At 73.1% G+C, this 26,699-nt stretch carries 23 protein-coding genes; 18 read left to right on the top strand and 5 right to left on the bottom strand.

Features of this window, described 5'->3' with window-relative positions:
• Window positions 1–56: 56 nt before the first annotated feature.
• The 4 genes from CW362_RS03890 to CW362_RS03875 all read left to right on the top strand — a co-directional run bounded on the left by CW362_RS03890 (window position 57) and on the right by CW362_RS03875 (window position 4,640).
• On the top strand, window positions 57–1,427 hold the full coding sequence (locus CW362_RS03890; protein ID WP_103547901.1) for a glutamine synthetase family protein: 1,371 nt from the start codon (window positions 57–59) through the stop codon (window positions 1,425–1,427).
• A gap of 11 nt (window positions 1,428–1,438) precedes the next feature.
• Window positions 1,439–2,818: an aldehyde dehydrogenase family protein gene (locus tag CW362_RS03885; protein WP_103547900.1), complete on the top strand. Its 1,380-nt coding sequence runs from the start codon at window positions 1,439–1,441 to the stop codon at window positions 2,816–2,818.
• A complete protein-coding gene (locus CW362_RS03880) occupies window positions 2,815–3,606 on the top strand; it encodes a 3-oxoacyl-ACP reductase (protein ID WP_103547899.1) in 792 nt (263 codons plus the stop codon). Before CW362_RS03885 ends, CW362_RS03880 begins: the two co-directional genes overlap by 4 nt.
• Before the next feature lie 116 nt (window positions 3,607–3,722).
• Entirely contained in the window at window positions 3,723–4,640 is a 918-nt protein-coding gene (locus tag CW362_RS03875) for a DUF2510 domain-containing protein (protein ID WP_103547898.1), read from the top strand.
• Between the two features lie 97 nt (window positions 4,641–4,737).
• Here CW362_RS03875 and CW362_RS03870 read toward each other — a convergent pair whose 3' ends face one another.
• A complete protein-coding gene (locus CW362_RS03870; RefSeq protein WP_103547944.1) occupies window positions 4,738–5,940 on the bottom strand; it encodes an amino acid deaminase/aldolase in 1,203 nt (400 codons plus the stop codon).
• 2,194 nt (window positions 5,941–8,134) lie between these two features.
• On the opposite strand from CW362_RS03870, the gene CW362_RS03865 reads away from it, so the two are divergent.
• Window positions 8,135–8,953, top strand: a complete 819-nt coding sequence (locus CW362_RS03865; protein WP_240657634.1) for a hypothetical protein — start codon at window positions 8,135–8,137, stop codon at window positions 8,951–8,953.
• Window positions 8,950–10,227, top strand: coding sequence for a type VII secretion-associated serine protease mycosin (gene mycP, locus CW362_RS03860; protein ID WP_103547897.1), 1,278 nt, complete (start codon window positions 8,950–8,952; stop codon window positions 10,225–10,227). Before CW362_RS03865 ends, mycP begins: the two co-directional genes overlap by 4 nt.
• 92 nt (window positions 10,228–10,319) lie before the next feature.
• On the opposite strand, the gene CW362_RS03855 is transcribed toward mycP, so the two are convergent.
• Entirely contained in the window at window positions 10,320–11,282 is a 963-nt protein-coding gene (locus CW362_RS03855) for a serine hydrolase (protein ID WP_103547896.1), read from the bottom strand.
• Between the two features lie 149 nt (window positions 11,283–11,431).
• Here CW362_RS03855 and CW362_RS03850 point away from each other — a divergent pair, with 149 nt between their 5' ends.
• The gene (locus CW362_RS03850; RefSeq protein WP_103547895.1) at window positions 11,432–12,163 is read left to right on the top strand and encodes an SseB family protein; all 732 of its coding nucleotides are present in this window, start codon (window positions 11,432–11,434) and stop codon (window positions 12,161–12,163) included.
• A gap of 42 nt (window positions 12,164–12,205) precedes the next feature.
• On the opposite strand, the gene CW362_RS03845 is transcribed toward CW362_RS03850, so the two are convergent.
• Window positions 12,206–12,562, bottom strand: coding sequence for a DUF1844 domain-containing protein (locus CW362_RS03845; protein ID WP_037628367.1), 357 nt, complete (start codon window positions 12,560–12,562; stop codon window positions 12,206–12,208).
• Window positions 12,563–12,978: 416 nt separating this feature from the next.
• Between CW362_RS03845 and infC the strand changes: the two genes are divergently transcribed.
• The 7 genes from infC to pheT all read left to right on the top strand — a co-directional run bounded on the left by infC (window position 12,979) and on the right by pheT (window position 20,569).
• On the top strand, window positions 12,979–13,680 hold the full coding sequence (gene infC / locus CW362_RS03835) for a translation initiation factor IF-3 (RefSeq protein ID WP_103547894.1): 702 nt from the start codon (window positions 12,979–12,981) through the stop codon (window positions 13,678–13,680).
• A 108-nt stretch (window positions 13,681–13,788) separates the two neighbouring features.
• Window positions 13,789–13,983, top strand: a complete 195-nt coding sequence (gene rpmI, locus CW362_RS03830) for a 50S ribosomal protein L35 (RefSeq protein ID WP_055528302.1) — start codon at window positions 13,789–13,791, stop codon at window positions 13,981–13,983.
• A 94-nt stretch (window positions 13,984–14,077) separates the two neighbouring features.
• On the top strand, window positions 14,078–14,461 hold the full coding sequence (gene rplT / locus CW362_RS03825) for a 50S ribosomal protein L20 (protein ID WP_103547893.1): 384 nt from the start codon (window positions 14,078–14,080) through the stop codon (window positions 14,459–14,461).
• 213 nt (window positions 14,462–14,674) lie between these two features.
• Window positions 14,675–15,526, top strand: a complete 852-nt coding sequence (locus tag CW362_RS03820; RefSeq protein WP_103547942.1) for a TrmH family RNA methyltransferase — start codon at window positions 14,675–14,677, stop codon at window positions 15,524–15,526.
• A gap of 53 nt (window positions 15,527–15,579) precedes the next feature.
• Window positions 15,580–16,755 (top strand): sensor histidine kinase, encoded by a 1,176-nt coding sequence (locus tag CW362_RS03815; RefSeq protein ID WP_103547892.1) that lies wholly within the window; start codon window positions 15,580–15,582, stop codon window positions 16,753–16,755.
• Window positions 16,756–16,937: 182 nt separating this feature from the next.
• On the top strand, window positions 16,938–18,065 hold the full coding sequence (pheS, locus tag CW362_RS03810; RefSeq protein WP_103547891.1) for a phenylalanine--tRNA ligase subunit alpha: 1,128 nt from the start codon (window positions 16,938–16,940) through the stop codon (window positions 18,063–18,065).
• Entirely contained in the window at window positions 18,065–20,569 is a 2,505-nt protein-coding gene (pheT, locus tag CW362_RS03805) for a phenylalanine--tRNA ligase subunit beta (protein ID WP_103547890.1), read from the top strand. Before pheS ends, pheT begins: the two co-directional genes overlap by 1 nt.
• A 287-nt stretch (window positions 20,570–20,856) precedes the next feature.
• On the opposite strand, the gene CW362_RS03800 is transcribed toward pheT, so the two are convergent.
• Complete coding sequence (locus tag CW362_RS03800) at window positions 20,857–21,402, bottom strand: MarR family winged helix-turn-helix transcriptional regulator (protein WP_240657633.1); 546 nt, start codon at window positions 21,400–21,402, stop codon at window positions 20,857–20,859.
• Between the two features lie 21 nt (window positions 21,403–21,423).
• Between CW362_RS03800 and CW362_RS03795 the strand changes: the two genes are divergently transcribed.
• The 4 genes from CW362_RS03795 to CW362_RS03780 all read left to right on the top strand — a co-directional run bounded on the left by CW362_RS03795 (window position 21,424) and on the right by CW362_RS03780 (window position 26,372).
• Window positions 21,424–22,269, top strand: a complete 846-nt coding sequence (locus tag CW362_RS03795) for an SDR family NAD(P)-dependent oxidoreductase (protein WP_103547888.1) — start codon at window positions 21,424–21,426, stop codon at window positions 22,267–22,269.
• 663 nt (window positions 22,270–22,932) lie between these two features.
• Window positions 22,933–23,886 (top strand): PP2C family protein-serine/threonine phosphatase, encoded by a 954-nt coding sequence (locus CW362_RS03790; protein ID WP_240657635.1) that lies wholly within the window; start codon window positions 22,933–22,935, stop codon window positions 23,884–23,886.
• A gap of 410 nt (window positions 23,887–24,296) precedes the next feature.
• Window positions 24,297–25,637 carry an NsdA family TPR-like regulatory protein gene (locus tag CW362_RS03785; RefSeq protein WP_103547886.1) on the top strand — a complete coding sequence of 447 codons (1,341 nt, stop codon included), beginning with the start codon at window positions 24,297–24,299 and terminating at the stop codon, window positions 25,635–25,637.
• A gap of 189 nt (window positions 25,638–25,826) precedes the next feature.
• Window positions 25,827–26,372, top strand: coding sequence for an NUDIX hydrolase (locus CW362_RS03780; RefSeq protein ID WP_103547885.1), 546 nt, complete (start codon window positions 25,827–25,829; stop codon window positions 26,370–26,372).
• Window positions 26,373–26,398: 26 nt separating this feature from the next.
• Here CW362_RS03780 and CW362_RS03775 read toward each other — a convergent pair whose 3' ends face one another.
• Window positions 26,399–26,656, bottom strand: a complete 258-nt coding sequence (locus tag CW362_RS03775; protein ID WP_103547884.1) for a hypothetical protein — start codon at window positions 26,654–26,656, stop codon at window positions 26,399–26,401.
• Window positions 26,657–26,699: the final 43 nt, after the last annotated feature.

Genomic DNA, 26,699 nt, shown 5'->3' with positions numbered 1-26,699 from the left:
GCAATGGTCCTCCGCAATACCTTATGGCCCTCGGCTGACCCAAGGAGGACTTTCCGGTGGCAGACCGCACACCCCCGCTCTCCGTCGAGGAACTGAGCGTCCTCGTCGAGGCCGGTGACATCGACACGGTCGTCCTGGCCTTCCCCGACATGCAGGGGCGGCTCCAGGGCAAGCGGTTCGCCGCGGCCTTCTTCCTCGACGAGGTCCTGGAGCACGGCACGGAGGGCTGCAACTACCTCCTCGCCGTCGACACCGACATGAACACCGTCGACGGATACGCCATGTCCTCCTGGGACCGGGGCTACGGCGACTTCGCCCTGCACCCCGACCTCGCCACCCTGCGGCGCGTCCCCTGGAACGAGGGCACCGCCCTGCTCATCGCCGACCTCGCCTGGAACGACGGCTCCCCGGTGGTGGCCGCCCCCCGCCAGATCCTGCGCCGCCAGCTGGAGCGCCTCGCCGCGCTCGGCTACACCGCCCAGGTCGGCACCGAGCTGGAGTTCATCGTCTTCAAGGACACCTACGAGCAGGCCTGGGACAGCGGCTACCGGGGGCTCACCCCGGCCAACCAGTACAACATCGACTACTCGGTCCTCGGGACCGGACGCATCGAGCCCCTGCTGCGCCGCATCCGCAACGAGATGCGGGGAGCGGGCCTGACCGTCGAGTCCGCCAAGGGCGAGTGCAACCCCGGCCAGCACGAGATCGCCTTCCGGTACGACGAGGCCCTCGTCACCTGCGACCAGCACGCGATCTACAAGACCGGCGCCAAGGAGATCGCCTCCCAGGAGGGCGTCTCGCTCACCTTCATGGCGAAGTACAACGAGCGCGAGGGCAACTCCTGCCACATCCACCTCTCCCTGGCCGACGCCGACGGCACCAACGTGATGGCCGGCTCCGCCGGGGACCCGGGCGGCATGTCGGAGGTGATGCGCCACTTCCTCGCCGGACAGCTCGCCGCGCTGCGCGACTTCTCCCTCCTGTACGCGCCCAACATCAACTCCTACAAGCGGTTCCAGCCCGGCTCCTTCGCCCCGACCGCCGTCGCCTGGGGCCACGACAACCGCACCTGCGCGCTCCGGGTCGTCGGCCACGGCCGCTCCACGCGCTTCGAGAACCGGCTGCCCGGCGGCGACGTCAACCCGCACCTGGCCGTCGCCGGACTGGTGGCGGCGGGCCTGTACGGCGTCGAGCGGAAGCTGGAGCTGCCCGAGGCGTGCCCGGGCAACGCCTACGCCGCCGCGTACGAGCACGTCCCCACCACCCTGCGCGAGGCCGCCGAGCTCTGGGAGAACAGCCCGATCGCCCGGGCCGCCTTCGGCGACGAGGTGGTCGAGCACTACCGCAACATGGCACGCGTCGAACTGGAGGCCTTCGACGCCGCGGTGACCGACTGGGAGCTGCGCCGCTCCTTCGAACGCATGTGAGAGGTCCTTCCGTGTCGAACGAGTCCGAGCTCCGGGTGCTCAACCCCGCCACCGAGGAGGTCGTCGCCACCGTCCCCGCCGCCACCGCCCAGGACGTGGACGACGCCGTCGTACGGGCCGGCCGGGCCCAGGTCCGCTGGGCCGCCCTCGCTCCCGCCGACCGGGCCAGGCTGCTGCGCCGCTTCGCGGCCGAGGTCGACGGCCGCATCGAGGAACTGGCCCGCCTGGAGGTCCGCGAGGCCGGCCACACCCTCGGCAACGCCCGCTGGGAGGCGGGCAACGTGCGCGATCTGCTCGACTACGCGGCCGGGGGAGTGGAACGACTGACAGGGCGTCAGATCCCGGTCGCGGGCGGCCTCGACATCACCCTCCTCGAACCGCTCGGCGTCGTCGGCGTCATCGCGCCCTGGAACTTCCCGATGCCCATCGCCGCCTGGGGCACCGCGCCCGCCCTCGCCGCGGGCAACGCCGTCGTCCTCAAACCGGCCGAGACGACCCCGCTCACGGCGCTGCGGCTGGCCGAACTCGCCCTGGAAGCGGGCCTGCCCGAGCACCTCTTCCAGGTGCTGCCCGGCGCGGGTCCCGTCGCGGGCGACGCGCTCGTCACCCACCCCGGCGTCGCGAAGATCGTCTTCACCGGGTCCACGGCCGTCGGCAAGCAGGTGCTGGCGAAAGGCTCCGCCCTCCTCAAGCGCGTCACCCTCGAACTCGGCGGCAAGAGCCCCAACATCGTCTTTGCCGACGCCGACGTCGAGGCCGCCGCCGCCTCCGCCCCCATGTCCTTCCTCGACAACTCCGGCCAGGACTGCTGCGCCCGCACCCGCATCCTCGTCCAGCGCTCCGTCCACGACCGCTTCCTCGAACTCCTCGCCCCGGCCGTCGAGTCCGTCGTCGTCGGCGACCCCTCCGACGAGCGGACCCAGATGGGCCCGCTGATCTCCGCGGCCCAGCTGGAACGCGTCCGGTCCTACGTCGACGCCGACGCGCCCGGCATCCGGGGCAAGGCCCCCGAAGGCCCCGGCTTCTGGTTCGAGCCCACCGTCCTCACCGGCGTCGGCCCCGGCGCGCGCGTGGCCGTCGAGGAGGTCTTCGGCCCCGTCGCCGTCGTGCTGCCCTTCGAGGACGAGGCCGACGCCGTCCGGCTCGCCAACGCCACCGACTACGGCCTGTCCGGCTCCGTCTGGACCCGCGACGTCGGCCGCGCCCTGCGCGTCTCCGGGGCCGTCCGCGCCGGCAACCTGTCCGTCAACTCCCACTCCAGCGTCCGCTACTGGACCCCCTTCGGCGGCTTCAAGCAGTCGGGGATCGGCCGCGAACTCGGCCCGGACGCCCTCACCGCCTTCACCGAGACCAAGAACGTCTTCATCAGCACGGAGGGTCCCGCACAGTGACTTCAGACACCCCCGAGACCGTCTGCCGCCGCCTGGTGGGCCGCACCGCCGTCATCACCGGCGCCGCCAGCGGCATCGGCCTCGCCACCGCGCGCCGGCTCGCCTCCGAGGGGGCGAACGTCGTCTGCGGCGACATCGACGAGCAGCACGGGAAGGCCGTGGCCGCCGAGGTCGGCGGAACCTTCGTCAAGGTCGACGTGACCGACCCCGACCAGGTCGAGAACCTGTTCAGGACGGCGTACGACACCTACGGCTCGGTCGACATCGCCTTCAACAACGCGGGCATCTCACCGCCCGACGACGACTCCATCCTGGACACCGGCCTGGAGGCATGGAAGCGCGTCCAGGAGGTCAACCTCACCTCCGTCTACCTGTGCTGCAAGGCCGCCATCCCCTACATGCGCCGCCAGGGCCGGGGCTCCATCGTCAACACCGCCTCCTTCGTGGCCCGGATGGGCGCGGCGACCTCCCAGATCTCGTACACGGCCTCCAAGGGCGGGGTCCTGGCCATGTCCCGCGAACTCGGTGTCCAGTTCGCCCGGGAGGGCATCCGGGTCAACGCGCTCTGCCCGGGCCCGGTCAACACCCCGCTGCTCCAGGAGCTGTTCGCCAAGGACCCCGAGCGGGCCGCGCGCCGGCTCGTGCACATCCCGGTCGGACGGTTCGCCGAGGCGGACGAGATCGCGGCGGCCGTCGCGTTCCTCGCCAGCGACGACTCCTCGTTCGTGAACGCCACCGACTTCCTGGTGGACGGGGGCATCTCGGGCGCGTACGTCACACCGCTGTAGCCCGGCCGCGGGTACGGACCGGGTGGGAGGCGGCTTCCCGCCACCCCCGCCCGCGGCCCCCGGGGACCGCTCGTCCCGGCACGTCCCGCCGCCGGCGGCGGCACTAGAGTGCCGGGATGAGCATGACGCCCCCACCCGGCTGGTACCGCGACCCGTCGTACCCGCTCGTCGAGCGCTGGTGGGACGGGACCGCGTGGACCGACCACCGGCGTCAGCCCGAAGCGCCCCAACAACCCCTGATACAGACCCCGTCGGCCGACGGCTCCGGCTCCGGCCGGGCCAAGGCCGTCGCCCTCGTGACGGCCGCCGTCGTCCTCGTGGCCGCGATCGTCACGGGCGCCGTGCTGCTGAGCCAGGACGGCGACGACGAGAGCGTGGCACGGACCACGCCCGCGACCGCCTCTCCCGGCCGGACCGACGGGCCCTCGCCGTCACCGTCCGCCCCCTCGCCCTCGGCCGGTGATCCGTCCGTCGTCGTGGACGAGCTGAACGGCATCACCTTCCCGGTCCTCGACGGCTGGGCGAAACCGCAGTACGCCACCGACCACGACATGGTGCTGTCGACCCCGCGCACCTACGACTGCCCGGGCGACCCCGGTCTGTGCCGGCACGGCCGGGTCGACTCGCTCACCGTCACGGCCACCGACGAGACCTCCCCGAAGGCCCTCGCCGAGGGGGACATCGAGGACGCCGCCGACAGCGCCTACGGCCACGACCTCGTCGGCAGCCGTCCCTTCCGCGGCATCACCTCCCACCAGGTGGTGAAGTCCGGCTCGGTCGCCGTCGCCGGACGCGCCGGATATCTCGTGCGCTGGAAGGTCAGGACCGGTGTGGGGCCCGGGGGTTGGGTCGAGTCGCTGGCCTTCCAGTCCAGCGTGGGCTCGCAGTCCCTGGTCATCGTCCGGTTCGCCATCGACGCCGGCGCCGACGCACCGCCGCTGTCCGACATGGACAGGATCACCGCGGGCATCCGCTCGGTGGGCGGGAAGGACGCGGGCGGCGGGGTGGGCAGCAGCATCGGCCCGTCCGAGTGAACGACGGCCGTCCGGCCCGGGGACGGGTGTCCCCGGGCCGGACGGCCGGGTACGGACGGGCGCCCGCCCTCCCGGCGGAAGGTCCTGACCCCGCGGGTCAGAGGAAGGTGTGGCCCTCTCCGCGGTAGGTCGGGACGGAGGCCGTGACCGTGTCGCCCTCCACGAGGTGCAGTGTGTCGAACCGCTCGCACAGCTCACCGGCCTTCGCGTGCCGGAACCACACCTTGTCGCCGATGAGCAGATCGTCCGCGGGGGAGCCGAGCAGCGGGGTCTGCACCTCGCCGGGACCCTCCTGGGGGTCGTAGGACAGCCCCTCCGGCAGATACGGGACGGGCAGCCGGTCTGCGCCCGCGGCCCCGGAGGCGGGATATCCGCCGCCCAGCACGGTCACCACACCCACACCCGGCCGGCGCACCACGGGCTGGGCGAACAGCGCGGCCGGACGTCCGCTGAAGGACGTGTAGTTGTCGAAGAGCCTCGGCACGTAGAGCCCCGACCCGGCAGCGATCTCGGTGACCGCGTCCTCGGCGGCCGTGTGCTGGACGCTGCCGGTGCCGCCGCCGTTGACGAACTCGAGGTCCGGCTCCACGGCCCGTACCGCCCGGACGGCCTCCGCGCGCCGCTCGGCGAGCTCCTTGCGGGCGGTCGCCTGCATGAGCCGCACCGCCCGCGAGCGCAGCGGACGCCCCGAGACCGCGTCACCGACGCCCGCGATGTGACCCTCGTACGCCATGATCCCCACCAGCTTGAACCCGGGCGCGCGCTTGACCGCACGGGCCAGGTCCGCGACCTGGGCGGGGGAGTGCAGCGGCGAACGCAGCGCCCCGACCCGGACCCGGCCGCCGAACAGCCTGAGCGAGGTGTCGAGTTCCAGACAGACCCGGACGACCTCCTTGCCGCCCTCGCGCGCCTCGTCGATGAGACGCAGCTGCGCCGGGTCGTCGATCATGACGGTCACCGCGGCGGCGAGCTTGGGGTCGGAGGCCAGCTCGGCGTAGCCCTTGCGGTCGGCCGACGGATAGGCGAGCAGGACGTCGTCGAAACCGGACCGGGCCAGCCACAGCGACTCGGCGAGGGTGAACGACATGATCCCCGCGAAGCCGTCCCGCTCCAGGACCCGTTCCAGCAGGGCACGGCAGCGGACGGACTTGCTGGCGACGCGGATCGGCTTCCCGCCGGCCCGGCGGACCAGGTCGTCCGCGTTCGCGTCGAAGGCCTCCAGGTCCACGATGGCGACGGGGGCGTCGAGATGAGCGGTGGCCCGGTCGTAGCGGGCCCTGTCGGCGGCACGGGCAGTCATGAGCGAAGACTGCCAGACTCCATTACCGCAGGGTAGGGGGATGTTCCGGGCAGATGCCCCGGGGCCTCGTACTGGTTCCCGCCCGACGTGCGTCAACCCGTAGAGTGACGTGGACGCAGGGAGGGACGACCTCGCCTCGGCGGGTCCTGCCCGGGGTGACGGTCCACCGGCGCGGGTATGCGTGCCCGTGGTGGACCTCTCGCGCACACGAAACGGCTCGCCGAGCTCCGGGGCGTCCGACAGCCCGGTACGAGGAAACGGGGGGTGCATGAGTACGGAAGCGCGGCGTGCCTCGAATCCCCGGCGCCCCGACGTCCCGCCCGCCGCGGCCGCTCGGACCCCGCAGCCCCCCGTGAACCCGTCGGCTCCAGGCCGTCCTCCGGTTCCGCCGGAGCCGGTCCGTCCGCCCGGACCGGACCTGTCGGGCGGGGAGGACTGGTCCGCCGAGGACCCCGCGCCGCTCGTGCCGGGGTCCCCCTCCGGGGCAGGGCGGACCGCGTTCCCTTCCGGACCCGGGCAGGCCGCGTCCGACCGCGCTCCGTCGGTTCCGCCGCGCCCCGCGGGCCCGCCCCGTGGCACGGTCCCGCCGGTACCGCCCCAGCCCGTCCGGCCGCCGTCGGCGCCGGACCGGTCCGGCGTGCCGGGCGGACGCTCCACGGCCGGAGGCGGTTTCCGCCCCTCCGACGAGGCTTTCGCGCCGGATCCGTTCGTGGTGTCGGCTTTCGGGCCGGGGCCCGGACACGCTCCGCGGGTGCCCGAGCCACCGCGGGCCTTCGACTTCTCCGACACCTCCACGGACGCCGGCGCGGCGCCCGGTACCGCGAACGCCCCGGGGGCGGGCCCGTCGCCCGAGCCGGGACCGGACTCGTCCGGCGCACCCGCGTCCGCCCCGTCCGATGCCCCGGGGCCCGCCCCGTCCGGCAGGCCGGGTGCCACCGCGTCCGGCGCGCCGGAATCCACCGCGACCGGTGCGCCGAGGACCGTCTCGCTCGTCCGGCCGAGGGCCGCCACGACCGGTGAGTCCGGGACCGCCTCCGGTACCTCCGGGACCGTCTCGTCCGGCGGACCGGCGTCCGCGTCGACCGGTGCGGCCGGTGCGCCGGGACCGGCCGGGGCCCGTGCGCCGAGGTCCGCCTCACCTGCTGCCCCGGGGGCCGCCTCACCCGCCGCGCCGGAGTCCGTGTCGCCCGGCAGGCCGTGGTCCACCCCGCCCGGTGCGCCGGAGACCGACGTGCGACGGCCGGCCTCGTCCGGTGCGCCGGGGTCCGACGAGCTGCGGTCCGCCCCGAACGGCACGCCGGGATCCGACGTACGACCGTCCGCCCCGAACGGCACGCCGGGACCGGACGCCCCCCGGTCCGTCCCGACCGGTCCGCCACCGTCCGGCGCACCGCGCCCGGCCCCGGAAGCCGCCGCGTACGGTTCCGCGCCGTCCCCGTCGGAGCGCCCGGCCCCACCCTCGGCGACCGCGCGGCGTTCCGCGCCGGACACCGCTCCGCGAGGCCCCGGATCCGCGTCGCGGCCGGAGGACCGGCACCACCTCCCCCCGCGCCCCGAGGGCCGGACGGGTCCGCCGGTCCCGCCGCCCCCGGCGGCCTCCGCACGCTTCCCGGACACGCCGCCCGCGTCCGCCGGGCCCGCACGTCCCGACGGGGCGCCGCACCCGGCGGGGCCCTCACGCCCCGGCGGGACACAGCGTCCCGCGCCCCGCCCCGCCAGGCTGTCGCATCCCGCCGCGCCGCAGCGCCCGTCCGGGCCCCCGCGCCCCGCCGGGTCCGCGCCGCCGGCCGAACCCCCGCGGTCGTTCGGCCCGGCACCCGCTTCCGGGACCTCGCACCCCTCCGGGACGGCGCAGCCGTCCGAGCCCGCACCGTCCTTCGGCCCGTCCCGCGGCTTCGGAGCCCCGCGGCCCGGCGAGTCCTCAGGCCCGTCCGGACCTCACCGTCCGTCCGGCACCCCGCACCCCTCCGTGCCCTCACAGCCCTCCGAGCCCCCGCGTCCGTCCGATCCCGCGGTGCCCGGGCGGGCCGCGGCGGCGGGGCAGGCCCCCGTTCCCGGGGAGCGGGTCACGGAGGCGGCACGGGAGACATGGTCCGGACGGGACGACCGGCCGTCCGCGGCCACGCACCCGTTCGTTCCGTCCCCGTCCACGGCGGTGCCCGAAGGCGCGCCCCCTGGCGCGGAGCGCCCCTTCGTGCCGTTCGCGGAACCCGGGACGTACGGCGGAGGCACCGTGCGGCCGCGTCCGTTCCGCGGACGGGCCCGGCCCCTGGCCGTGACCGCCGCGACCTGTGTCGTTCTCGGACTCGGGCTCATCGGCGGCGCGGTGACCGGGAGTTGGCTCACCGGTGACGACGCGGACGGACCCGGTTCGCCCGGCGCCTTCACGGCGGCCGGAGAGCTCTGGCACGGCGTGCCCGTGGACCGGCTCTTCCCGCCGACCGTGCGCGGCGACGGCGCGGGCCCCGGCGGTTCCGACCGCACCTGGACGCGGATCGCCGTCGCCCCCGACACCGGCTGCAAGGACGCCTTCGACCCGCTGCTGCGCCAGGCCCTCGCCCCCGTCGGCTGTCTGCGCCTGCTGCGTGCCACCTACGTGGACGCGACCCGCAGCCATGTCACCACCGTCGGCCTGCTGTTCACCAAGGCGGACGCCGCGGGCATGACCTCCTTGAAGGCCCGCTTCCGCAAGGAGGGCCTGGACCGGCGCACCGACCTGCTGCCCCTTCCCTACGCGGCCAAGGGCACCGACGCCGAGGGCTTCGGCAAGAACCAGCGTGCCTCCTGGACCCTGTCGGTCCTCACGGACGCCCCCGCCGTCGTGTACGCGGTCTCGGGGTTCGCGGACGGCCGCACCGTCGCCGGCCCGCAGCCCGCCGCCGACGCGATGAAGCCGGACTCGACCACGGCCGCGGCCCAGGCGGGCCTCGGCCACGAGGCGAAGGGCCTCGCGGACCGGGTCGAGCGGGGCCTTCGCAAGACCGTCACCTCGACCACGGAGAAGCCGTCATGAACCGCGACGACGGCCCCGGCGGCCGTACCGAGCAGAGCCGCGGGCCCGGTGCCGCCGGAACGCCGGCTCCCGCCGACCGCGTCCGGCGGGCCCGCGCACCCAGGCTCTCCCGCAGGTCCGGCGCTCTCGCCGCCGCCCTCGCGGCGTCCCTCGCGCTGGTGCCCTCGACCGTCGCGCACGCCGACGGCATACGCGCCCAGCAGTGGGGTCTCGACGCGATGCACACGCAGCAGGCGTGGCGCACGACCAAGGGCAAGGGCATCACCGTCGCCGTCCTCGACACCGGCGTCGACGCCCTGCACCCGGACCTCAAGGGCAACGTGCTCGCGGAGAAGGACCTGGTGGGTTTCGGCGCGAGCCGCGGCGACCGGACCTGGGCCCGGCACGGCACCGCCATGGCGGGCATCATCGCCGGGCACGGCCACGGGCCGGGCGACGCCGACGGCGTCATGGGAATCGCCCCGGAGGCGAAGATCCTGCCCGTCCGCGTCATCCTCGAGGACAAGGACCCGGCCCGCTCCAAGGCCCGCAACACCCGGGGCAACGCGCTCGCGGACGGCATCCGCTGGGCCACCGACCACGGCGCCGACGTCATCAACCTCTCCCTCGGCGACGACTCCAGGTCCGCGCACCCCGAGCCCGCCGAGGACGAGGCCGTCCAGTACGCGCTGAGCAAGGGGGTCGCCGTCGTCGCCTCGGCCGGAAACGGAGGCGAGAAGGGCGACCACATCTCGTACCCCGCCGCCTACCCCGGCGTGATCGCGGCGGCCGCAGTCGACCGCTACGGAACCCACGCCTCCTTCTCCACCCGCCGCTGGTACGCCACCGTCAGCGCCCCGGGCGTCGACGTGGTCATCGCCGACCCGGACGACCGGTACTACGAGGGCTGGGGCACCAGCGCGGCGTCCGCGTTCGTCTCCGGCGCGGTCGCGCTCGTCAAGGCCGCCCACCCGGGGCTGTCCCCGGCGCAGATCAAGCAGCTGCTGGAGGACACCGCCCGCAACGCTCCCTCCGGGGGCCGCGACGACTCCCGCGGCTTCGGCTTCGTCGACCCCGCCGCCGCCATCGAGGCGGCCGGCCGGCTGAAGCCGGAGGGACTCGAGCCGGCCGAGTACGGCCGCAAGTACTTCGGCACCGGCCCCGACGCCCCCGACGACGACAGCGGTTCGGCCGGCTGGGCCGCCCCCCTCGCGGGAGGCCTGGGCCTGGCCCTGCTGGGAGCGGCGGCGTTCCTGTGGCGCGTCCGCAGGAACGCTCCGTTCGAACGGCCTTAGCCGCGAACGCAGTTCGGGGAGCACCCGGTGCTCCCCGGCGCGCCGGGCCCGTCGGTCCCGGAGTCCCGGCCTCGCCCTTCCGGCCGGAGCCCTCAGTCCTCGGTCGTGTCCTGGAACGCGGACACCGCGGCCTTCGACACCGCTTCCACCAGCGAAATGCCCTTCGCCTGGGTGGAATTCCCGTTCGACAGCGCCGCCACCAGGTAGTCGTGGCCGCCTGCGGAGATCCTCCCGATGCTGTTGACGTCCCACAGCCCGGTCGTGCTCCGTGCCAACCAGCCGTTCTTCAGCGCCCATCGAGAACCGTCGGCGGCCGCCGACACCCCCCACCGCTGGTCGGTCTCGATCTCGCCCATGAGTCCCTGGAGATAGGACCGCGAGGCCGCGCTCAGCTCGGAGTCCTCCCCGAACACCTGCCGGAGCAAGGTCAGTTGGTCGCTCGCGGTGGTCTGGGTCAGCCCCCACAGCTCGCCGTCGCCGCCCTGGGTGGCCGTCAGGCCGAAGCGCTCGTTCGCGGAGTCCAGACCGTCGGCCCGGCCGATCGCCGCCCACAGCGCGGTCGCCGACGCGTTGTCGCTGTTCTCGATCATCCTGGTGGCGTACGCCTTCTCCTGCGCGGTGAGATGCCGGTCCGCGTCCTGCGCCTGGAGCAGCAGCGCGGCCAGGATGTTCACCTTGACGATGCTCGCGGTGTCGAAGGCCGCGTCACCGTGGGCGGCGCTCTCGCCGGAGTCGACGTCGAGGACGGCGACCGACGTCTTCGCGCCGGTCTCCGGCGTCACCGACCCCAGCGCCTTCGCGAGCAGCGCGTCCCGGTCCACGGAGGGTTCCGCCACGGGTTCCACCGATGCCTCCTCGCTCCCGGCCGGCGACGCGGAGGACGGTGCCGGCGCCGCCGACGATACGGCGGACGGGCCGTCGTGCGCCTGTGCCTTCATGTACACCGTCCCGGCCGCCGTGGCGCCGACGAGGACGACGGACGCCACCGCGGCGGACAGGAGCGGCTTGCGTCGGGAGGGCCGGGCGCGACGCCCGCGTGCTCTGTGACGGTCCATCCGGCGATGCTGGACGGCCGGGCTGTGCCCGCGGTTAGGCGCGTGTTAGAGGCGTGTCAGGGAAGGCTGAGAAACTCATGAATCCCGTTGCCCGCGGGTCACGGGGGCCGCACAAGCGCAGCAGGATCCCCCCGATAGGGTCGGGGACCGTGGCGAACAAGAACATTCCCGACTCAGGCTTCTCCGACGACGACGGCTCCGCGGACCCCCGGCTGAGCGCCGCTCTCGCGGACTGGTCCGCGGACCGGGGCGCCGTACCGCTGGTCCTGGAGGCGCTCAGGGGCGCCCGGCTGCTCGTGCCCGTCGTGGCGATCCTCGGCGAGGTCGAGGAGGACGAGAACGGGCTGCGCCGTGAGAAGACCAGCGACATGGCGGTGCCCACGCTCAAGGCCGGCGGCCGCACGGCCCTGCCCGCCTTCACGTCCACGGACTCGCTGGCCCGCTGGGACCCCGAGGCCCGCCCCGTGGCCGTACGCCTGAACCAGGTCCTGGAGGCTGCGGCGCACGAGAAGGCCGACACGATCGTGGTGGACATGGCCGGACCCGTGTCCTACGAGCTGACCGGTTCCGCCCTGCTGGCGCTCGCCGAGGGACGCACGACCACCGATCCGCTCGCCGACCCCGCCGTGGTCGAGGCGGTACGGGCCGCGGTCGCCGCCGAGCCCCGGGTGGCCCGCGCCCATCTCGGCCCGGGACCGGCGGACGGCACCCTCGCGCTCGTGCTCGACCCGTCGGCCGCGCCCGCCGAGACCGCCCGCGCGGTGGCCGAGCGGCTCGCGGCCGACGAAACACTGAGGGCCCGCCTGGTGCGCGGCCTCGACCTGGCACTGCTGCCGGCCGGGGCGACGCCTCCGGGCGAGCCCCTGTACGTACGCGGATAGGCGCACGGGAGGGTCCGTGTCCGTACGCCGCACGGACACGGGTCAGCCGTAGACGGGGCCCGTGTACTTCTCGCCGGGGCCCTGGCCCGGCTCGTCCGGGACCAGGGACGCCTCGCGGAAGGCCAGCTGGAGGGACTTGAGGCCGTCGCGCAGCGGCGCCGCGTGGAAGGAGCTGATCTCGGTCGCGCTCGCGTCGAGCAGCCCGGCGAGCGCGGTGACCAGCTTGCGCGCCTCGTCCAGGTCCTTGTGCTCGTCGCCCTCCTCGGTGAGACCGAGCTTCACGGCTGCGGCGCTCATCAGGTTGACGGCGACCGTCACGATGACCTCGACCGCGGGGACCTCGGCGATGTCGCGGGTCATGGTGTCGAAGTCGGGGTTCTGGGGAGGGGTGTCACTCATGCCCCACACGATAGGCCCCGGCGCGCGCGCCCCCGTCCACGGGAGCCTTCCGCCCGGTGGGGGAGGGGAGCCTCCCCGTCCGGTGGGCGGCGGGGAGGAAGCCGCCGGTTAGCGCGTACCCGGCGGAACTGCTAACCTTGTGTAACGACCGGCCGGACATGTATGTGCCCGGCCCACAAGTGGAGGCTCCGATCTCCCACCTGACCGCCTTCCGGGCGGCGGGTCATCCGGTCAGGCGGCCGCCATCGTTCCGTACGGACGATGGAGTCGCCCGATTGCGCGCCCCGCGGTTGACCGCGGCGGTGCTCCGGTTGTCATGGAGCCCCGCCTGTGTCCCGTCCGGGGCATTTTTTCGTGCCCTGCGGTGGTTGGTCGAAGTGTCATCAGAGACATACGCGGCTGTCCGCCAGACCGCCGTGTGGTGCTACCGAGGAGGATCCATCAGCGCCGAGCCCCGCATCAACGACCGGATTCGCGTTCCCGAAGTGCGACTTGTCGGTCCCAGCGGCGAGCAGGTCGGGATTGTTCCGCTTGCCAAGGCCCTTGAGCTTGCTCAGGAGTACGACCTCGACCTCGTCGAGGTGGCGGCGAACGCCCGCCCGCCCGTCTGCAAGCTCATGGACTACGGCAAGTTCAAGTACGAGTCGGCCATGAAGGCCCGTGAGGCGCGCAAGAACCAGGCGCACACGGTCATCAAGGAGATGAAGCTCCGGCCGAAGATCGACCCGCACGACTATGACACGAAGAAGGGTCACGTCGTCCGGTTCCTCAAGCAGGGCGACAAGGTCAAGATCACGATCATGTTCCGTGGTCGCGAGCAGTCCCGGCCGGAGCTCGGCTACCGACTGCTGCAGCGCCTCGCGACGGACGTCGAGGACCTCGGGTTCATCGAGTCGAACCCGAAGCAGGACGGCCGAAACATGATCATGGTTCTCGGTCCGCACAAGAAGAAGACCGAGGCGATGGCCGAGGCCCGTGAGGCTCAGGCGGCTCGCAAGGCGGAAGCGAAGGCCAACCCCGGCCGCTCGCAGAACGCCGCCGAGGAGGGTGTCGCCGAGAGCGCGCCCGCCGAGGCCGAGTCGGCGGAGACCCCGGCCGAGGCGTCAGCCGAGGCCTGATCCCAGGGCCACCGGCCCGGGGATGCCAACCGATACATATGACGTTCCACCCGTGCCCGGTCCTGCGACCGGGCACCGGAACGCCACTGACGAGGAGAGAACGGCGCTATGCCGAAGAACAAGTCGCACAGCGGTGCCAGCAAGCGCTTCAAGATCACCGGCTCCGGCAAGGTGCTCCGTGAGCGCGCCGGCAAGCGCCACCTGCTCGAGCACAAGTCGTCCCGCGTGACGCGCCGCCTCACCGGCACCGCCGAGATGGCCCCGGGCGACACCGCGAAGATCAAGAAGCTTCTCGGCAAGTGACGTACCGGCGCCCAGCGCCGTACGTCTGATCCGGGACCCCATCGATTTCGGGTCGTGTGAGTCCAACCACGGCCCCGCTACAAGGAGTTAAAAAGTGGCACGCGTCAAGCGGGCAGTCAACGCCCACAAGAAGCGCCGGGCGATCCTCGAGGCGGCCTCCGGCTACCGCGGTCAGCGTTCGCGCCTGTACCGCAAGGCCAAGGAGCAGGTCACCCACTCGCTGGTCTACAACTACAACGACCGCAAGAAGCGCAAGGGCGACTTCCGTCAGCTGTGGATCCAGCGCATCAACGCTGCGGCCCGCCAGAACGGCATGACGTACAACCGCCTCATCCAGGGTCTGAAGGCCGCCAACGTCGAGGTGGACCGCAAGATCCTCGCGGAGCTGGCCGTCAACGACGCCAACGCGTTCGCCGCGCTCGTCGAGGTCGCGCAGAAGGCCCTGCCCGCGGACGTCAACGCGCCGAAGGCCGCGTGACGCTGCGCTGGCTCTAGCCGACGTGACTGAAGGACCCGCAGGTGTGAAAACCTGCGGGTCCTTTGTCGCTGACCCCACGGGCAGTCGTTTCGGGTGCGGGCCGTCGGGTGCTGGTCGCGCAGTTCCCCGCGCCCCTGGAGGTCGCAGCCACCCCCCGCTGCCGTGCGAGCCGCACGGATATCGGCCGCACAGATATCGAAGGTGAACCAGAACATGCCCCCCGCCGCTCCCGAGCTGATCTCTCCGCGCTCGCCGCGTGTCTCCGCCGCGCGGCGGCTCGCCCGGCGGAACTTCCGGGGGAAGGAGCGGCTGTTCCTCGCGGAGGGACCGCAGGCCGTGCGGGAGGCGGCGGCGCACGGAGACGGCACGCTCGTCGAGCTGTTCGCCACCGTGGAGGCCGCCGAGCGGTACGCCGACCTCGTCGCGGAGGCCCGTACCGCCGGAGCCCGGGTGCACCTCGCCGACGAGCAGGTCATCGCGGACATCTCCACGACGGTGACCCCGCAGGGGATCGTCGGCGTCTGCCGGTTCGTCGACACGCCCTTCGAGGAGATCCTCGCCGCCCGCCCCAGGCTCGTCGCCGTGCTCGCGCACGTCCGCGACCCCGGGAACGCCGGGACCGTGCTGCGCTGCGCGGACGCCGCCGGCGCCGACGCCGTCGTTCTCACCGACGCCTCCGTCGACCTCTACAACCCCAAGGCCGTGCGCGCCTCCGTCGGGTCCCTGTTCCATCTGCCCGTCGCCGTCGGCGTGCCCGTCGAGCAGGCCGTGGCCGGACTCAAGGACGTCGGCGTCCGCATCCTCGCCGCCGACGGCGCGGGCGAGGACGACCTCGACGACGAACTCGACAAGGGGACCATGGGCGGCCCCACGGCCTGGGTCTTCGGCAACGAGGCCTGGGGGCTTCCGGAGGAGACCCGTGCGCTCGCCGATGCCGTCGTGCGCGTTCCGATCCACGGAAAGGCCGAGAGCCTGAACCTGGCCACGGCCGCGGCCGTATGTCTCTACGCGTCGGCCCGTGCACAGCGCGCCTCCACAGGGTGCCGCTCCGTCACCGGCAGCTAGTAGGGTGACGGGCCCGGGGGCCCTCTGCGCCGGACGAGAGGTGGGGTAAGGGGATGAGTGTCGGCACGGGCGGTGCCCAGAGCGCGCTGCGCGCGCGGGACGCGCGCGGCGCGTCCGCGTCCCGGCACGATGACACCGCCGCGACCGGCACCGGACTCGGCATAGACCCCGACGACCTGCCCGACGGGATCGTCGTCGCCGACGAACACGGCCGGGTCGTGTGCTTCAACGCCGCCGCCGCCCGGATCACCGCGGTCCCGGCCGCCGAGGCCCTGGGCCGCCGACTCGAATCGGCCCTCCCGCTGGAGGACCTGGAGGGCCGGCGCTGGTGGCAGCTGACCGACCCCTACGGCGGTCTCGCCATCCGCAACGGCCAGCCCGAGCGGAACCTGCTGCTCCCCGGCGGCCGCGAGATCCTCGTCTCCGCGCGCTACGTGCGCACCCACCCCACCGGGCCGGTCCGCCGGGTCGTCGTCTGCCTGCGCGACACCGAGGCCCGCCGCCGCACCGAGCGCAGCCACGCCGAGCTGATCGCCACGGTCGCCCACGAACTGCGCTCCCCGCTCACCTCCGTCAAGGGCTTCACCGCGACCCTGCTCGCCAAGTGGGAACGCTTCACCGACGACCAGAAGAAACTGATGCTGGAGACCGTCGACGCCGACGCCAACCGCGTCACCCGGCTCATCGCCGAACTCCTCGACATCTCCCGCATCGACTCCGGGCGCCTCGAAGTGCGCCGCCAGCCCGTCGACATCGCCGCCGCCGTCGGCCGGCACATCCAGGCGTACGTCGCCTCCGGCCAGCCCGCCGACCGCTTCCTGCTGCGCATCGAACAGCCCCTGCCCGCCCTGTGGGCCGACCCCGACAAGATCGACCAGGTGCTCAGCAACCTGATCGAAAATGCGGTGCGCCACGGCGAGGGAACCGTCACCATCGAGGTGGCACCCTCCACGTCCCCGCGCGAGCGGCCGGACGAGGAGGGCACGGCGAACGCCGTCACGTCGGTCACCGTGAGCGACGAGGGCACCGGAATCCCGGAGGAGTCCATGAACCGCGTCTTCACCCGCTTCTGGCGGGGCAGCAAGCGCGGCGGCACCGGCCTCGGGCTCTACATCGTCAAGGGCATCGTCGAAGCCCACGGCGGCACCATCACGGTCGGCCGCGCCCCCGGCGGGGGCGCCGAGTTCCGATTTACGCTGCCCGTGGGCACCCCGGCGTATCTCCTCTAGCGCCACAGCGGCCCCCACGGGCTCATCCGCACGGGAACACCGCCGGGACGCCCCGTCCTGGTCGGGCCCCCACCCCCGATAGACTCGGCCTTTGGCACCTTTGCGTCCACTCATCTGCGGACGATTCGTCTCCGAGTCGATGACGGGGACCCTCAGCCAGCCAACCGGAAGCACGGGAAGAGATGTCGGCACCTAATAAGTCGTACGACCCTGTAGAGGTCGAGGCCTTGAAACCGGAAGAGATCGAGCGCATGCGGGACGAGGCGCTCGCCGCCTTCGCCGCCGCCGGTGACCTCGACGCGCTCCAGGAGGCCAAGGTCGCCCACACCGGCGGCACCTCCCCGCTGGCCCTCGCCAACCGCGAGATCGGCGCACTGCCCCCGCAGGCCAAGGCCGCGGCCGGCAAGCTCGTCGGCCAGGCCCGAGGCGCCGTGAACAAGGCCCTCGCCGCCCGCCAGGGCGAACTGGAGGCCGAGCGGGACGCCCGCGTACTGGTCGAGGAGGCGGTGGACGTCACCCTGCCGTACGACCGCGTACCGTCCGGCGCCCGGCACCCGCTGACCACCATGATGGAGCGGGTCGCGGACGTCTTCGTCTCCATGGGGTACGAGGTCGCCGAGGGCCCCGAGGTCGAGGCGGAGTGGTTCAACTTCGACGCCCTCAACTTCACGCCCGACCACCCGGCCCGGCAGATGCAGGACACCTTCTTCGTCGAGGGCCCCGAGGGCACCCACGGCGACGAGTCCGGTGTCGTGCTGCGCACCCACACCTCGCCGGTGCAGGCCCGCGCCCTGCTCGACCGGGAGCCGCCCGTCTACGTCGTGTGCCCCGGCCGCGTCTACCGCACGGACGAGCTCGACGCCACGCACACCCCGGTCTTCCACCAGATCGAACTGCTGGCCGTCGACGAGGGCCTGACCATGGCCGACCTCAAGGGCACCATGGACCATATGGTCCAGTCGCTCTTCGGCTCGGACATGAAGACCCGGCTGCGCCCGAACTACTTCCCGTTCACCGAGCCGTCCGCCGAGATGGACATGCTCTGCTACGTCTGCAAGGGCGAGTCCGTCGGCAACCCCGACCGCCCCTGCCGGACCTGCTCCTCCGAGGGCTGGATCGAGCTCGGGGGCTGCGGCATGGTCAACCCCCGGGTGCTGGTCGCCTGTGGCGTGGACCCGGAGAAGTACAGCGGATTCGCCTTCGGGTTCGGCATCGAGCGGATGCTGATGTTCCGTCACAACGTTGAAGACATGCGAGACATGGTCGAGGGTGACGTCCGGTTCACCCGGCCGTTCGGGATGGAGATCTGATGCGGGTCCCGCTTTCTTGGCTGCGGGAGTACGTCGACCTGCCGGCGACGGAGACCGGGCGCGACGTCCAGGCCAAACTCATTTCGGCAGGACTCGAGGTCGAGACGGTCGAGCAGCTCGGCGCCGACCTCAAGGGCCCCCTGGTCGTCGGCCAGGTGCTCACCATCGAGGAACTGACGGAGTTCAAGAAGCCCATCCGCTTCTGCACCGTCGACGTCGGCACCGCCAACGGCACCGGTGAGCCCCAGGAGATCGTCTGCGGCGCGCGCAACTTCGCCGTCGGCGACAAGGTGGTCGTGGTCCTGCCCGGCGCCGTCCTGCCCGGCGACTTCGCGATCGCCGCGCGCAAGACGTACGGCAAGACCTCGCACGGCATGATCTGCTCCGGCGACGAGCTGGGCATGGGCGACGACGGCAGCGGCGGCATCATCGTGCTGCCGCCGGAGGTCGAGCCCGGCACCGACGCGATCGAGCTGCTCCAGCTCGTCGACGAGGTCCTCGACATCGCCGTCACGCCCGACCGCGGTTACGCGCTGTCGCTGCGCGGTGTGGCCCGCGAGGCCGCCATCGCCTACGGCCTGCCGCTGCGCGACCCCGCGCTGCTCGACGTACCGGCCCCGAACGCGTTCGGTCACCCGGTGCAGATCAGCGACCCCATGGGCTGCGACCGCTTCACCGCGCGCACGGTGACCGGCCTCGACCCCGACGCCCGGTCCCCGATCTGGCTGCGCCGCCGGCTGCAGAAGGCCGGCATGCGCCCGGTCTCGCTGGCCGTCGACGTCCCCAACTACGTGATGCTGGAGCTCGGCCAGCCCCTGCACGCCTACGACCGCAGCCGGGTCGAGGGCACCATCGGCGTGCGCCGGGCCGAGCGGGGCGAGAAGCTCACCACCCTCGACGGCGTCAAGCGCACGCTGGACGCGGGCGACCTGGTGATCACCGACGACCGCGGCCCCATCGGCCTCGCGGGCGTCATGGGCGGCGCCCACACCGAGATCGACGACACCGAGGGCACCACCACCGAGGTCGTCATCGAGGCCGCGCACTTCGACCCGATCTCCATCGCGCGCACGGCCCGCCGGCACAAGCTGGCCTCCGAGGCGTCCAAGCGCTTCGAGCGCGGCGCCGACCCCGCGGCCACCTCGGCCGCGGCCCAGCGGACCGTGGACCTCCTCGTGCTCCTCGCCGGCGGCACCGCCGACGCCGGGGTCACCGAGGTGATCGCGCCGTCCGCGCCGCACACCATCACCATCCCGGCCGACCACCCGGACAAGGTGGCCGGTGTCGCCTACGGCCGCGAGACCGTCGTCCGCCGCCTCCAGCAGGTCGGCTGCGACGTCTACGGACAGGACGAGCTGATCGTCACCGTGCCGTCCTGGCGGCCCGACCTGACCGACCCGAACGACCTCGCGGAAGAGGTCATCCGGCTCGAGGGCTACGAGAACCTGCCCTCCACGCTGCCCAAGCCGCCGGCGGGCCTCGGCCTCACCGACCGGCAGCGGCTGCACCGCCGGGTCGGCCGCGCGCTGGCCGGCGCCGGATACGTCGAGGCGCTGAACTACCCGTTCATCGGCGAGCACGTCTTCGACCAGTTCGGCCTCGCCGACGACGACCCGAAGCGCAAGGTCGTCAAGCTGGTCAACCCGCTCTCCGACGAGGAGCCCGCGCTCCGCACGACGCTGCTGCCGGGCCTGCTCGGGGCCCTGCGCCGCAACGACGGACGCGGCAGCCACGACCTGGCGCTCTTCGAGACCGGCCTGGTCTTCCACCCGCAGGACGAACTGCGCGTCGCCGGGCGGCTGCCCGTCGACCGCCGTCCCGCCGACGAGGAGATCGCGTCCCTGACCGCCGCGCTTCCCGTCCAGCCCCGGCACGCCGCCGTCGTCCTCGCGGGCGCCCGCGAGCAGGCCGGCTGGTGGGGCAAGGGACGCCCGGCCGACTGGGCCGACGCGATCGAGGCCGCGCGCACCCTGGCCCGGGAGGCGGGGACCGAACTCCTCGTCCGCTCCGGCCAGTACGGGCCGTGGCACCCGGGTCGCTGCGCCGAGCTCGCGGTCGTCGTGGACGGCGCGGAGCAGGTCATCGGGCACGCCGGTGAGCTGCACCCCGGTGTCCTGAAGACGCTGGGCCTGCCCGCGCGCACCTGCGCGATGGAGCTGGACCTGGACGCGCTGGAGCGGGCGAGCTCGGGCCACCCCAAGGGCCCGAAGATCTCGACCTTCCCGGTCGCCACGCAGGACGTCGCGCTGGTCGTCGACAAGAGCGTCCCGCACACGGACGTCGAGGCGGCCCTGCACGAGGGCGCGGGTGAACTCCTGGAGTCCATCCGGCTGTTCGACGAGTACGAGAGCGAGCAGCTCGGCGCGGACAAGAAGTCCCTCGCCTACGCGCTGCGGTTCCGTGCCGCCGACCGCACGCTGACCGTCGACGAGGCCTCCGCGGCCCGCGACGCGGCGGTGGCGCTGGCCGCCGAGCGCACGGGGGCCGTGCTGCGCGGAGCCTGACGGTTCCATCGGATGCGCCGGGGAACCGTGCGCCGTGACCGCGGATCGTTCCGCGGCCGGGCGCGCGGTTCCCCGCTCCCGTTTCCGGGCGCCCCCGGACGAGTACGGCCGACCGGTTCGTGCCCGGTCGGCCGTACTCGTCCGCCGCCGTCCCGGAAACCGGGGACCTCCCGGTGCCCGTCGCCGGACACCGGGCCGGCGACGTCGGCGGAGCGACCGAAGCCCGCGCCCCGCGGCCCGTGCGGTGGCAGGCGGCGCTCCAGCGGTGGTTGTTCCCGACGCTCGCCTCAGCCGCTCCGATCACCGTGAGACCGCCCTTCCGGGGCGGCCGGACGGGCGGGTCGTGGGTTTCGGTCCTCTCGGACGGCGGTGACACATCGCGCGGGCAGCCGTCTCGGGGTGTCGCGTTCTTGCGGGGTGAACTCCTCGGCGAGGCGGCGCTCGATGCGTACGGCCTGGGCGTCGGCGAGCCGGACCGCTCGCCGGCCGGTGTCGGTGAGGTGCGTCTCCAGCATCTTCCGATGCCACGGGTGCGCCGACCCGGCCACCGGGCCGCGCTCTTCGAGGGTCTTGAGCACGGCCGCCATGGCCTGTGGTGCGACCAGGCACGAACGGTCCAGGGCGGCGCCGGAAACACCTGGACTGCCGGTGAGGATGAAGAGCGCGACGTACCGCGCGACGGTCAGGCCGGCATCCTTCGGCGCCGAGCTCCTGGCCGCCACGAGGGCCTGCTCCGCGCGCTTGGTGTCCGTCCCGAGGCGGTCGTCCGCGGTCGTCCCCACGATGGCGAATATACAGCTGTAGATAGTTATCAAGGTTGGAAGTTCTATCAAGGTCTTGATAGAACACAACCCATGAACACGCGAACGCCCTCCGCTTCACTGCACGACAAGACGATCCTGATCACCGGTGCCACGCAGGGGCTCGGCCGCCATGTCGCACTCGACCTCGCCGGCAGGGGCGCGACACTCCTGCTGCACGGCCGTGACCCCGGGAGGCTCGACGAGACCGCGGCGGCGGTGCGCGCCGTGGCGCCGGACGTGACGGTGCGTACCTTCCTCGCGGACCTGTCCGACCTCGACCAGGTCCGCGTCATGACGGCCCGCATCCTCGACACCGAGCCGAGGCTCGAGGTTCTGGTCAACAACGCCGCCATCGGCTTCGGCACCGACCACACCAGGCGCGAGGTGAGTGCCCAGGCCCACGAACTGCGCTTCGCCGTCAATCACCTCGCGCCTTGCTTCCTGACCCGCGAGCTGCTGCCGCTGCTGACCGCCTCCGCTCCCGCGCGCGTGGTCAACGTCGCCTCGATCGGGCAGGCGCCCATCGACTTCGACGACGTCATGCTCGAGCGCGACTACACGGGCGTCGACGCCTACTGCCGCAGCAAACTGGCGATGATCATGTCGACGTTCGACCTCGCCGCCGAGCTGGCGGACAGCGAGGTCACCGTCAACGCCGTGCACCCGGCACACCTGATGGACACGCCGGGAGTGCGTGAGTCCGGGCTCATACCCGAAATCGGCATCGACGAGGGCGTTCGCCCGACCGTCCGGCTGATCACCGACCCGGCCCTGCGGACCGTGACAGGGAGGTACTTCGACCGGTTCACCGACAGCCCCGCCCACGAGCAGGCCTACGACACGGCGGCACGAGCGCGGCTCGCGGCCTTGACCCGCGACCTCCTCGCCCCCCGGTGAGCCCACGGGGTCCGTTCGTCGGCCACCCGCGAAGGGAGAACCGCCCCCGTGCGGGCGGAAGGCACCGTCGTACGGGTCGACCCCGGACCGGAACGGCGCGGTCGGGCCGCGCCGTTCCGGCATGAAGTGCGAGGACCGGGCCCGGACTTCCCGCTGTCGGAAGGGCACGGGTTCCAGCGGCCCCGGCCGTGATTCCGCCGCCCCTGTCCGGGGTTTCCCGGCCCCTGCCTGCATAAATGCGGGCACACGAAGACACCTCACTCATTCGGGTGACATGTCCGGGTGATCCGGCCCGCCCGGGTCGGGCGGTCGACAGAATTCGGAACGGTCTCTCCGAGGCCGTCTGCGCTGTCCGTGCCTATTGGGGGGCCAATCGGCATGATCCGTATCAAGGCTGGGGCACCCCGCAGGGAGACGCCCCGGACGCATTCGCGGAACCCGGCCAGAGCGGTCCTCGGGCCGCGTCGCCGACGTGACCGGCTGAGGGCCGGATTCGACCGGATGGTGCGTGGCCGGGGACCCCGCACCGGGTCCACCCGTGAGGAGCACGGCCGCGGCGTCCTCGGCCACCGGGTCCTGCGTGCCACCGGACGGCCGCCGTTGCGCCGGGCGGTGAACCTGGGGCTGCCCGCGGTCTGGGGCGCGCTGGCGATCTCGTACAAGATGGCCTGTCCGCTCGCGCAGCAGAACGGACTCGGCGCCCGCGTCGCCACCAGCGCCGTCTTCTTCATGGTCGGTGCCGGTCTGATACTCCACGTCAGAAGAGTGCTGCTGCGTGAACTCCGGCAGATCCGCAGGGTCGCGGGAGCCGCGCAGAACGTCCTGCTGCGCCCGCTGCCGCCGCGCATCGACGGGCTGGACATCGCCGCGGCCCAGCTGTCCGCGGACCACGGCGCGAGCATCGGCGGCGATCTGTACGAGGCGATCGCCACCGAACACGGCGTGCGGGTCGTGATGGGGGACGTCCGCGGGCACGGACTGGGAGCCATCGGGACCGCCGCCGCCGTCCTCGGCAGCTTCCGCGAGGCCGCCCACGACGAGGCCGAGCTCGGCGGCGTCCTCAGAAGACTCGAGCGGGCGCTGGCCCGGCACCTGCGCGAGCGGGACCGGGCCGAACACTCCTCCGCCGGGCTCGACCCCGAGGGCCCCGCCGCCGAGGAGTTCGTCACCGTCCTGCTGCTGGAGATCCGCGGCGACGGCGAGGTGCACGCCCTCAACTGCGGCCACCCCTGGCCGTATCTGCTCGCCCGGGGCCACGTCCGGCCGCTCGTCCGCGTCGAACCGCTGCCGCCGCTCGGGCCGTTCCCGCTCCCGGCCCGTCTCCCGGCCGAACCCTGCGGCCGGCTCCGGCCCGGTGAGGGGCTCTTCCTGCACACCGACGGAGCCGAGGACGCGCGGGACGCCCGCGGACGCTTCTTCCCGCTGCTCCCGGCGCTCGCGGCGGCCGTCCGCGACGGGCCCGTCGTACCGCAGGCCGTGCTGCGCGCGGTGTTCACCGGTCTGCTGCGCCACACCGGCGGCCGGCCCGACGACGACGTGGCCCTCCTGGTGCTGCACAACGACCGCCGGCCCCTCGCCCTGAAGCAGGGCCGGGTGTCCCAGCACGTGCCCCGATGAGGGCTGTCCCACGAGCCCCGGGCGGGCACGGACGACGGCATGCGCTCCTCCGGGTTCCGGGAGGGGAAAGGGCGACCGGCCACGGGACCCGCACCCGGACGACCGGGGTCCCGCGGTCGCCCCGGCCGGCTCTGCCGTCCGCCCGGCCACGGAGTGTCGGGCAGGCGGCCGGGCGGACGGCGCGGAGCGGGCCGCCGCACTGTACGAGGGGGAGCCGGCGGCCCGGCCGGCCTCTTGCGAGGCATTTCAGTCAACCGGTGCGAAACTCTCCGCGACAGCGCGCGCACCGTGCGGATGCGGGCATTCCCATCACACCCCGTGTGAAAGGGGACGCACTACTCTCTCTGGTGCGGTCGGGCGCGGCCCGCACGACCGGCGCCGTCGGCAACGAGCCACCCGGGGGGCCTCCCATGCAGCCCAACACCCTGCTCGACGCGATCCTCGACGAGGCGGGCATCTCGCACGCGGGACTCGCCGCCCACGTCAACCAGGCGGGACGGGCCCGCGGTCTGGCGCTGCGCTACGAACACACCGCCGTGGCACGGTGGCTGAAGGGCCAGCGACCGCGCGGACAGGTGCCCGACCTGATCTGCGAGGTGCTCGCGGGACGGCTGCACCGGCCCGTCACGCTCGACGACATCGGCCTCGGGGTCCCCGGCGAACCCTCCACCCCGCACCCCGGTTCGCTCTCCGGCTTCGTCGAACGCGCCACCGCGCTGTGGCGCTCCGACGAACAGCAGCGCCCCCACATCCTCGGTGCCCCCGCCGTCACCGGAACCCCCGCCGTGATGCCCGTGTGGGAGTGGGAGAACCCGCCCGAGGACGTGGACGTCTCCCGCGGCGGCCGCCACCGGGTCAGCATGGCCGACATCGAGATGCTGCGCGCGGCGCGGGCCCACTACGAGCAGATGTACCGCAAGGCCGGGGGCATGGCGACCCGCACCCGGATCGTCGGCTTCCTCAACTCCGAGACCGCGCCCCTGCTGCGCGGCAGCTACACCGACGCCACCGGCCGGCAGCTCCACCGCGCGACGGGCGGGCTGGTGGCCATCGCGGGCATCTGCGCCTACGACTCCGACGCGCACGGACTCGCCCAGCGCTACTTCCACCAGGCGCTGCGCCTGGCGAAGGCCAGCGGGGACAGGGGACTCGGGGCCTACGTCATAGCCCTGCTGGTCAACCAGTCGCTGTTCATGCGCGAGTACCGGCAGGCGGTCGCCTTCGCCGAGGCCGCGCTGCGCGCCGCGGGGCGCCACATCACCCCGGCGCTCGCCTCCGACCTCTACGCCATGCAGGCCAAGGCGTACGCGCACCTCGGCGACGGCAGCAGCGCGCTGTCCTGCATACGGCGTGCCGAGCAGGCCGCCGAGCGCATCCGGCGCGGTTACGAGCCCGACGAGACCGGCTATGTCCAGCCGGGACTGGTCAACGTACAGGTGGCGGAGGCGCTGCTCAGCCTCGGCGACCTGGTGGCCGCAGCGGAGCACGCCGCGGCCGCGGTCGACACTCCGGCGCACGACCGGGGGCGGGTGCACCGGCTGGCCATGCTCAGCCAGATCGAACTGCGCCAGGGCAACGCCGACAAGGCGGTGGCGACGGCCGTGCAGATGGCGGAGCAGGCGCGGGGGATGGAGTCCCAGCGGCTGCGCGACAGACTTCGCGCGGTACGCGAACACCTGGTGCGCAGCGGCTGCGCGGGTACGACCGAGGCCGCCGAACTCATCGACGGCGCGCTGCGCGTACCGCTGTAGGAAGCGGCCGGACAAGCCGTTCCGCACGCCGAGCCGAAGCACCGGGGCGCGAGCGGCACCGGGCACGCGGGCGGCCGTTCCGCCGGGCCGTGTCCACCGCCGCCGTGCTGCGTCCCGACCCCGGTGAGCCCTGCTGCCGGGACGTCGCTGCTGCGATATTGCCTTCACTCGGCGGAAGGTGGCAGAACCGTGCAGTGGACGAAACAGAACGAACGAACTGTGTATGAAAACCGCTGGTTCAGTGTCAATCTCGCAGATGTGAAGCTGCCGGACGGGCGGCACCTCGATCACTTCCTGATACGGCTGCGGCCCGTCGCCGTGGCGACGGTGGTGAACGAGGCCAACGAGGTGCTGCTCCTGTGGCGGCACCGCTTCATCACCGACAGCTGGGGATGGGAGCTCGCGGCGGGCGTCGTGGAGGACGGCGAGGACATCGCCGTGGCGGCGGCCCGCGAACTGGAGGAGGAGACCGGGTGGCGGCCGGGGCCCCTGCGGCATCTGATGAGTGTCGAGCCCTCCAACGGGCTCACCGACGCCCGGCACCACATCTACTGGGCCGACGAGGGCGCGTACACCGGACACCCCGTGGACGACTTCGAGTCCGACCGCCGGGAATGGGTTCCCCTCAAGCTGGTTCCCGACATGGTCGCCCGCGGTGAGGTCCCGGCCGCCAACATGGCGGCCGCACTGCTCCTGCTGCACCACCTCAGGCTCGGGCAGGACGCGTTGCCCTGATCCACCCCCCTCGCGCGTCCTGGAGCCTAGTGGCCCAGAGCCTGCCAGACCGCGACGGCCAGTGCGCCCACGGCCGCGACGACGGCGACGGTGGGCAGGGGCCAGCGGGTGTGTTCGAGCGCGACGATCCGCGTGCTGAGGTCATCGAGGTCCTTGGCCGTCTGGTCGTCGCGCTGGGTGAGCAGCGCCAGTCCGCCCTCGATGCGGGTGAACCCCACTTCGAGCGACCGGCGTAACTCCGCGATCTCCTTCGGTGCCGCGGGATGCTCGGGGTCGGCGGTCACGAGTCCGCTCCTTTCCGTGGTCGGCACATCCCTGTGTCTGCGC

Source organism: Streptomyces populi (genome assembly GCF_002911015.1).
GTDB classification, from domain to species: domain Bacteria; phylum Actinomycetota; class Actinomycetes; order Streptomycetales; family Streptomycetaceae; genus Streptomyces; species Streptomyces populi.
Note: the sequence above shows the minus strand (reverse complement) of the source record. Positions and strands in the feature narration are given on the sequence as shown.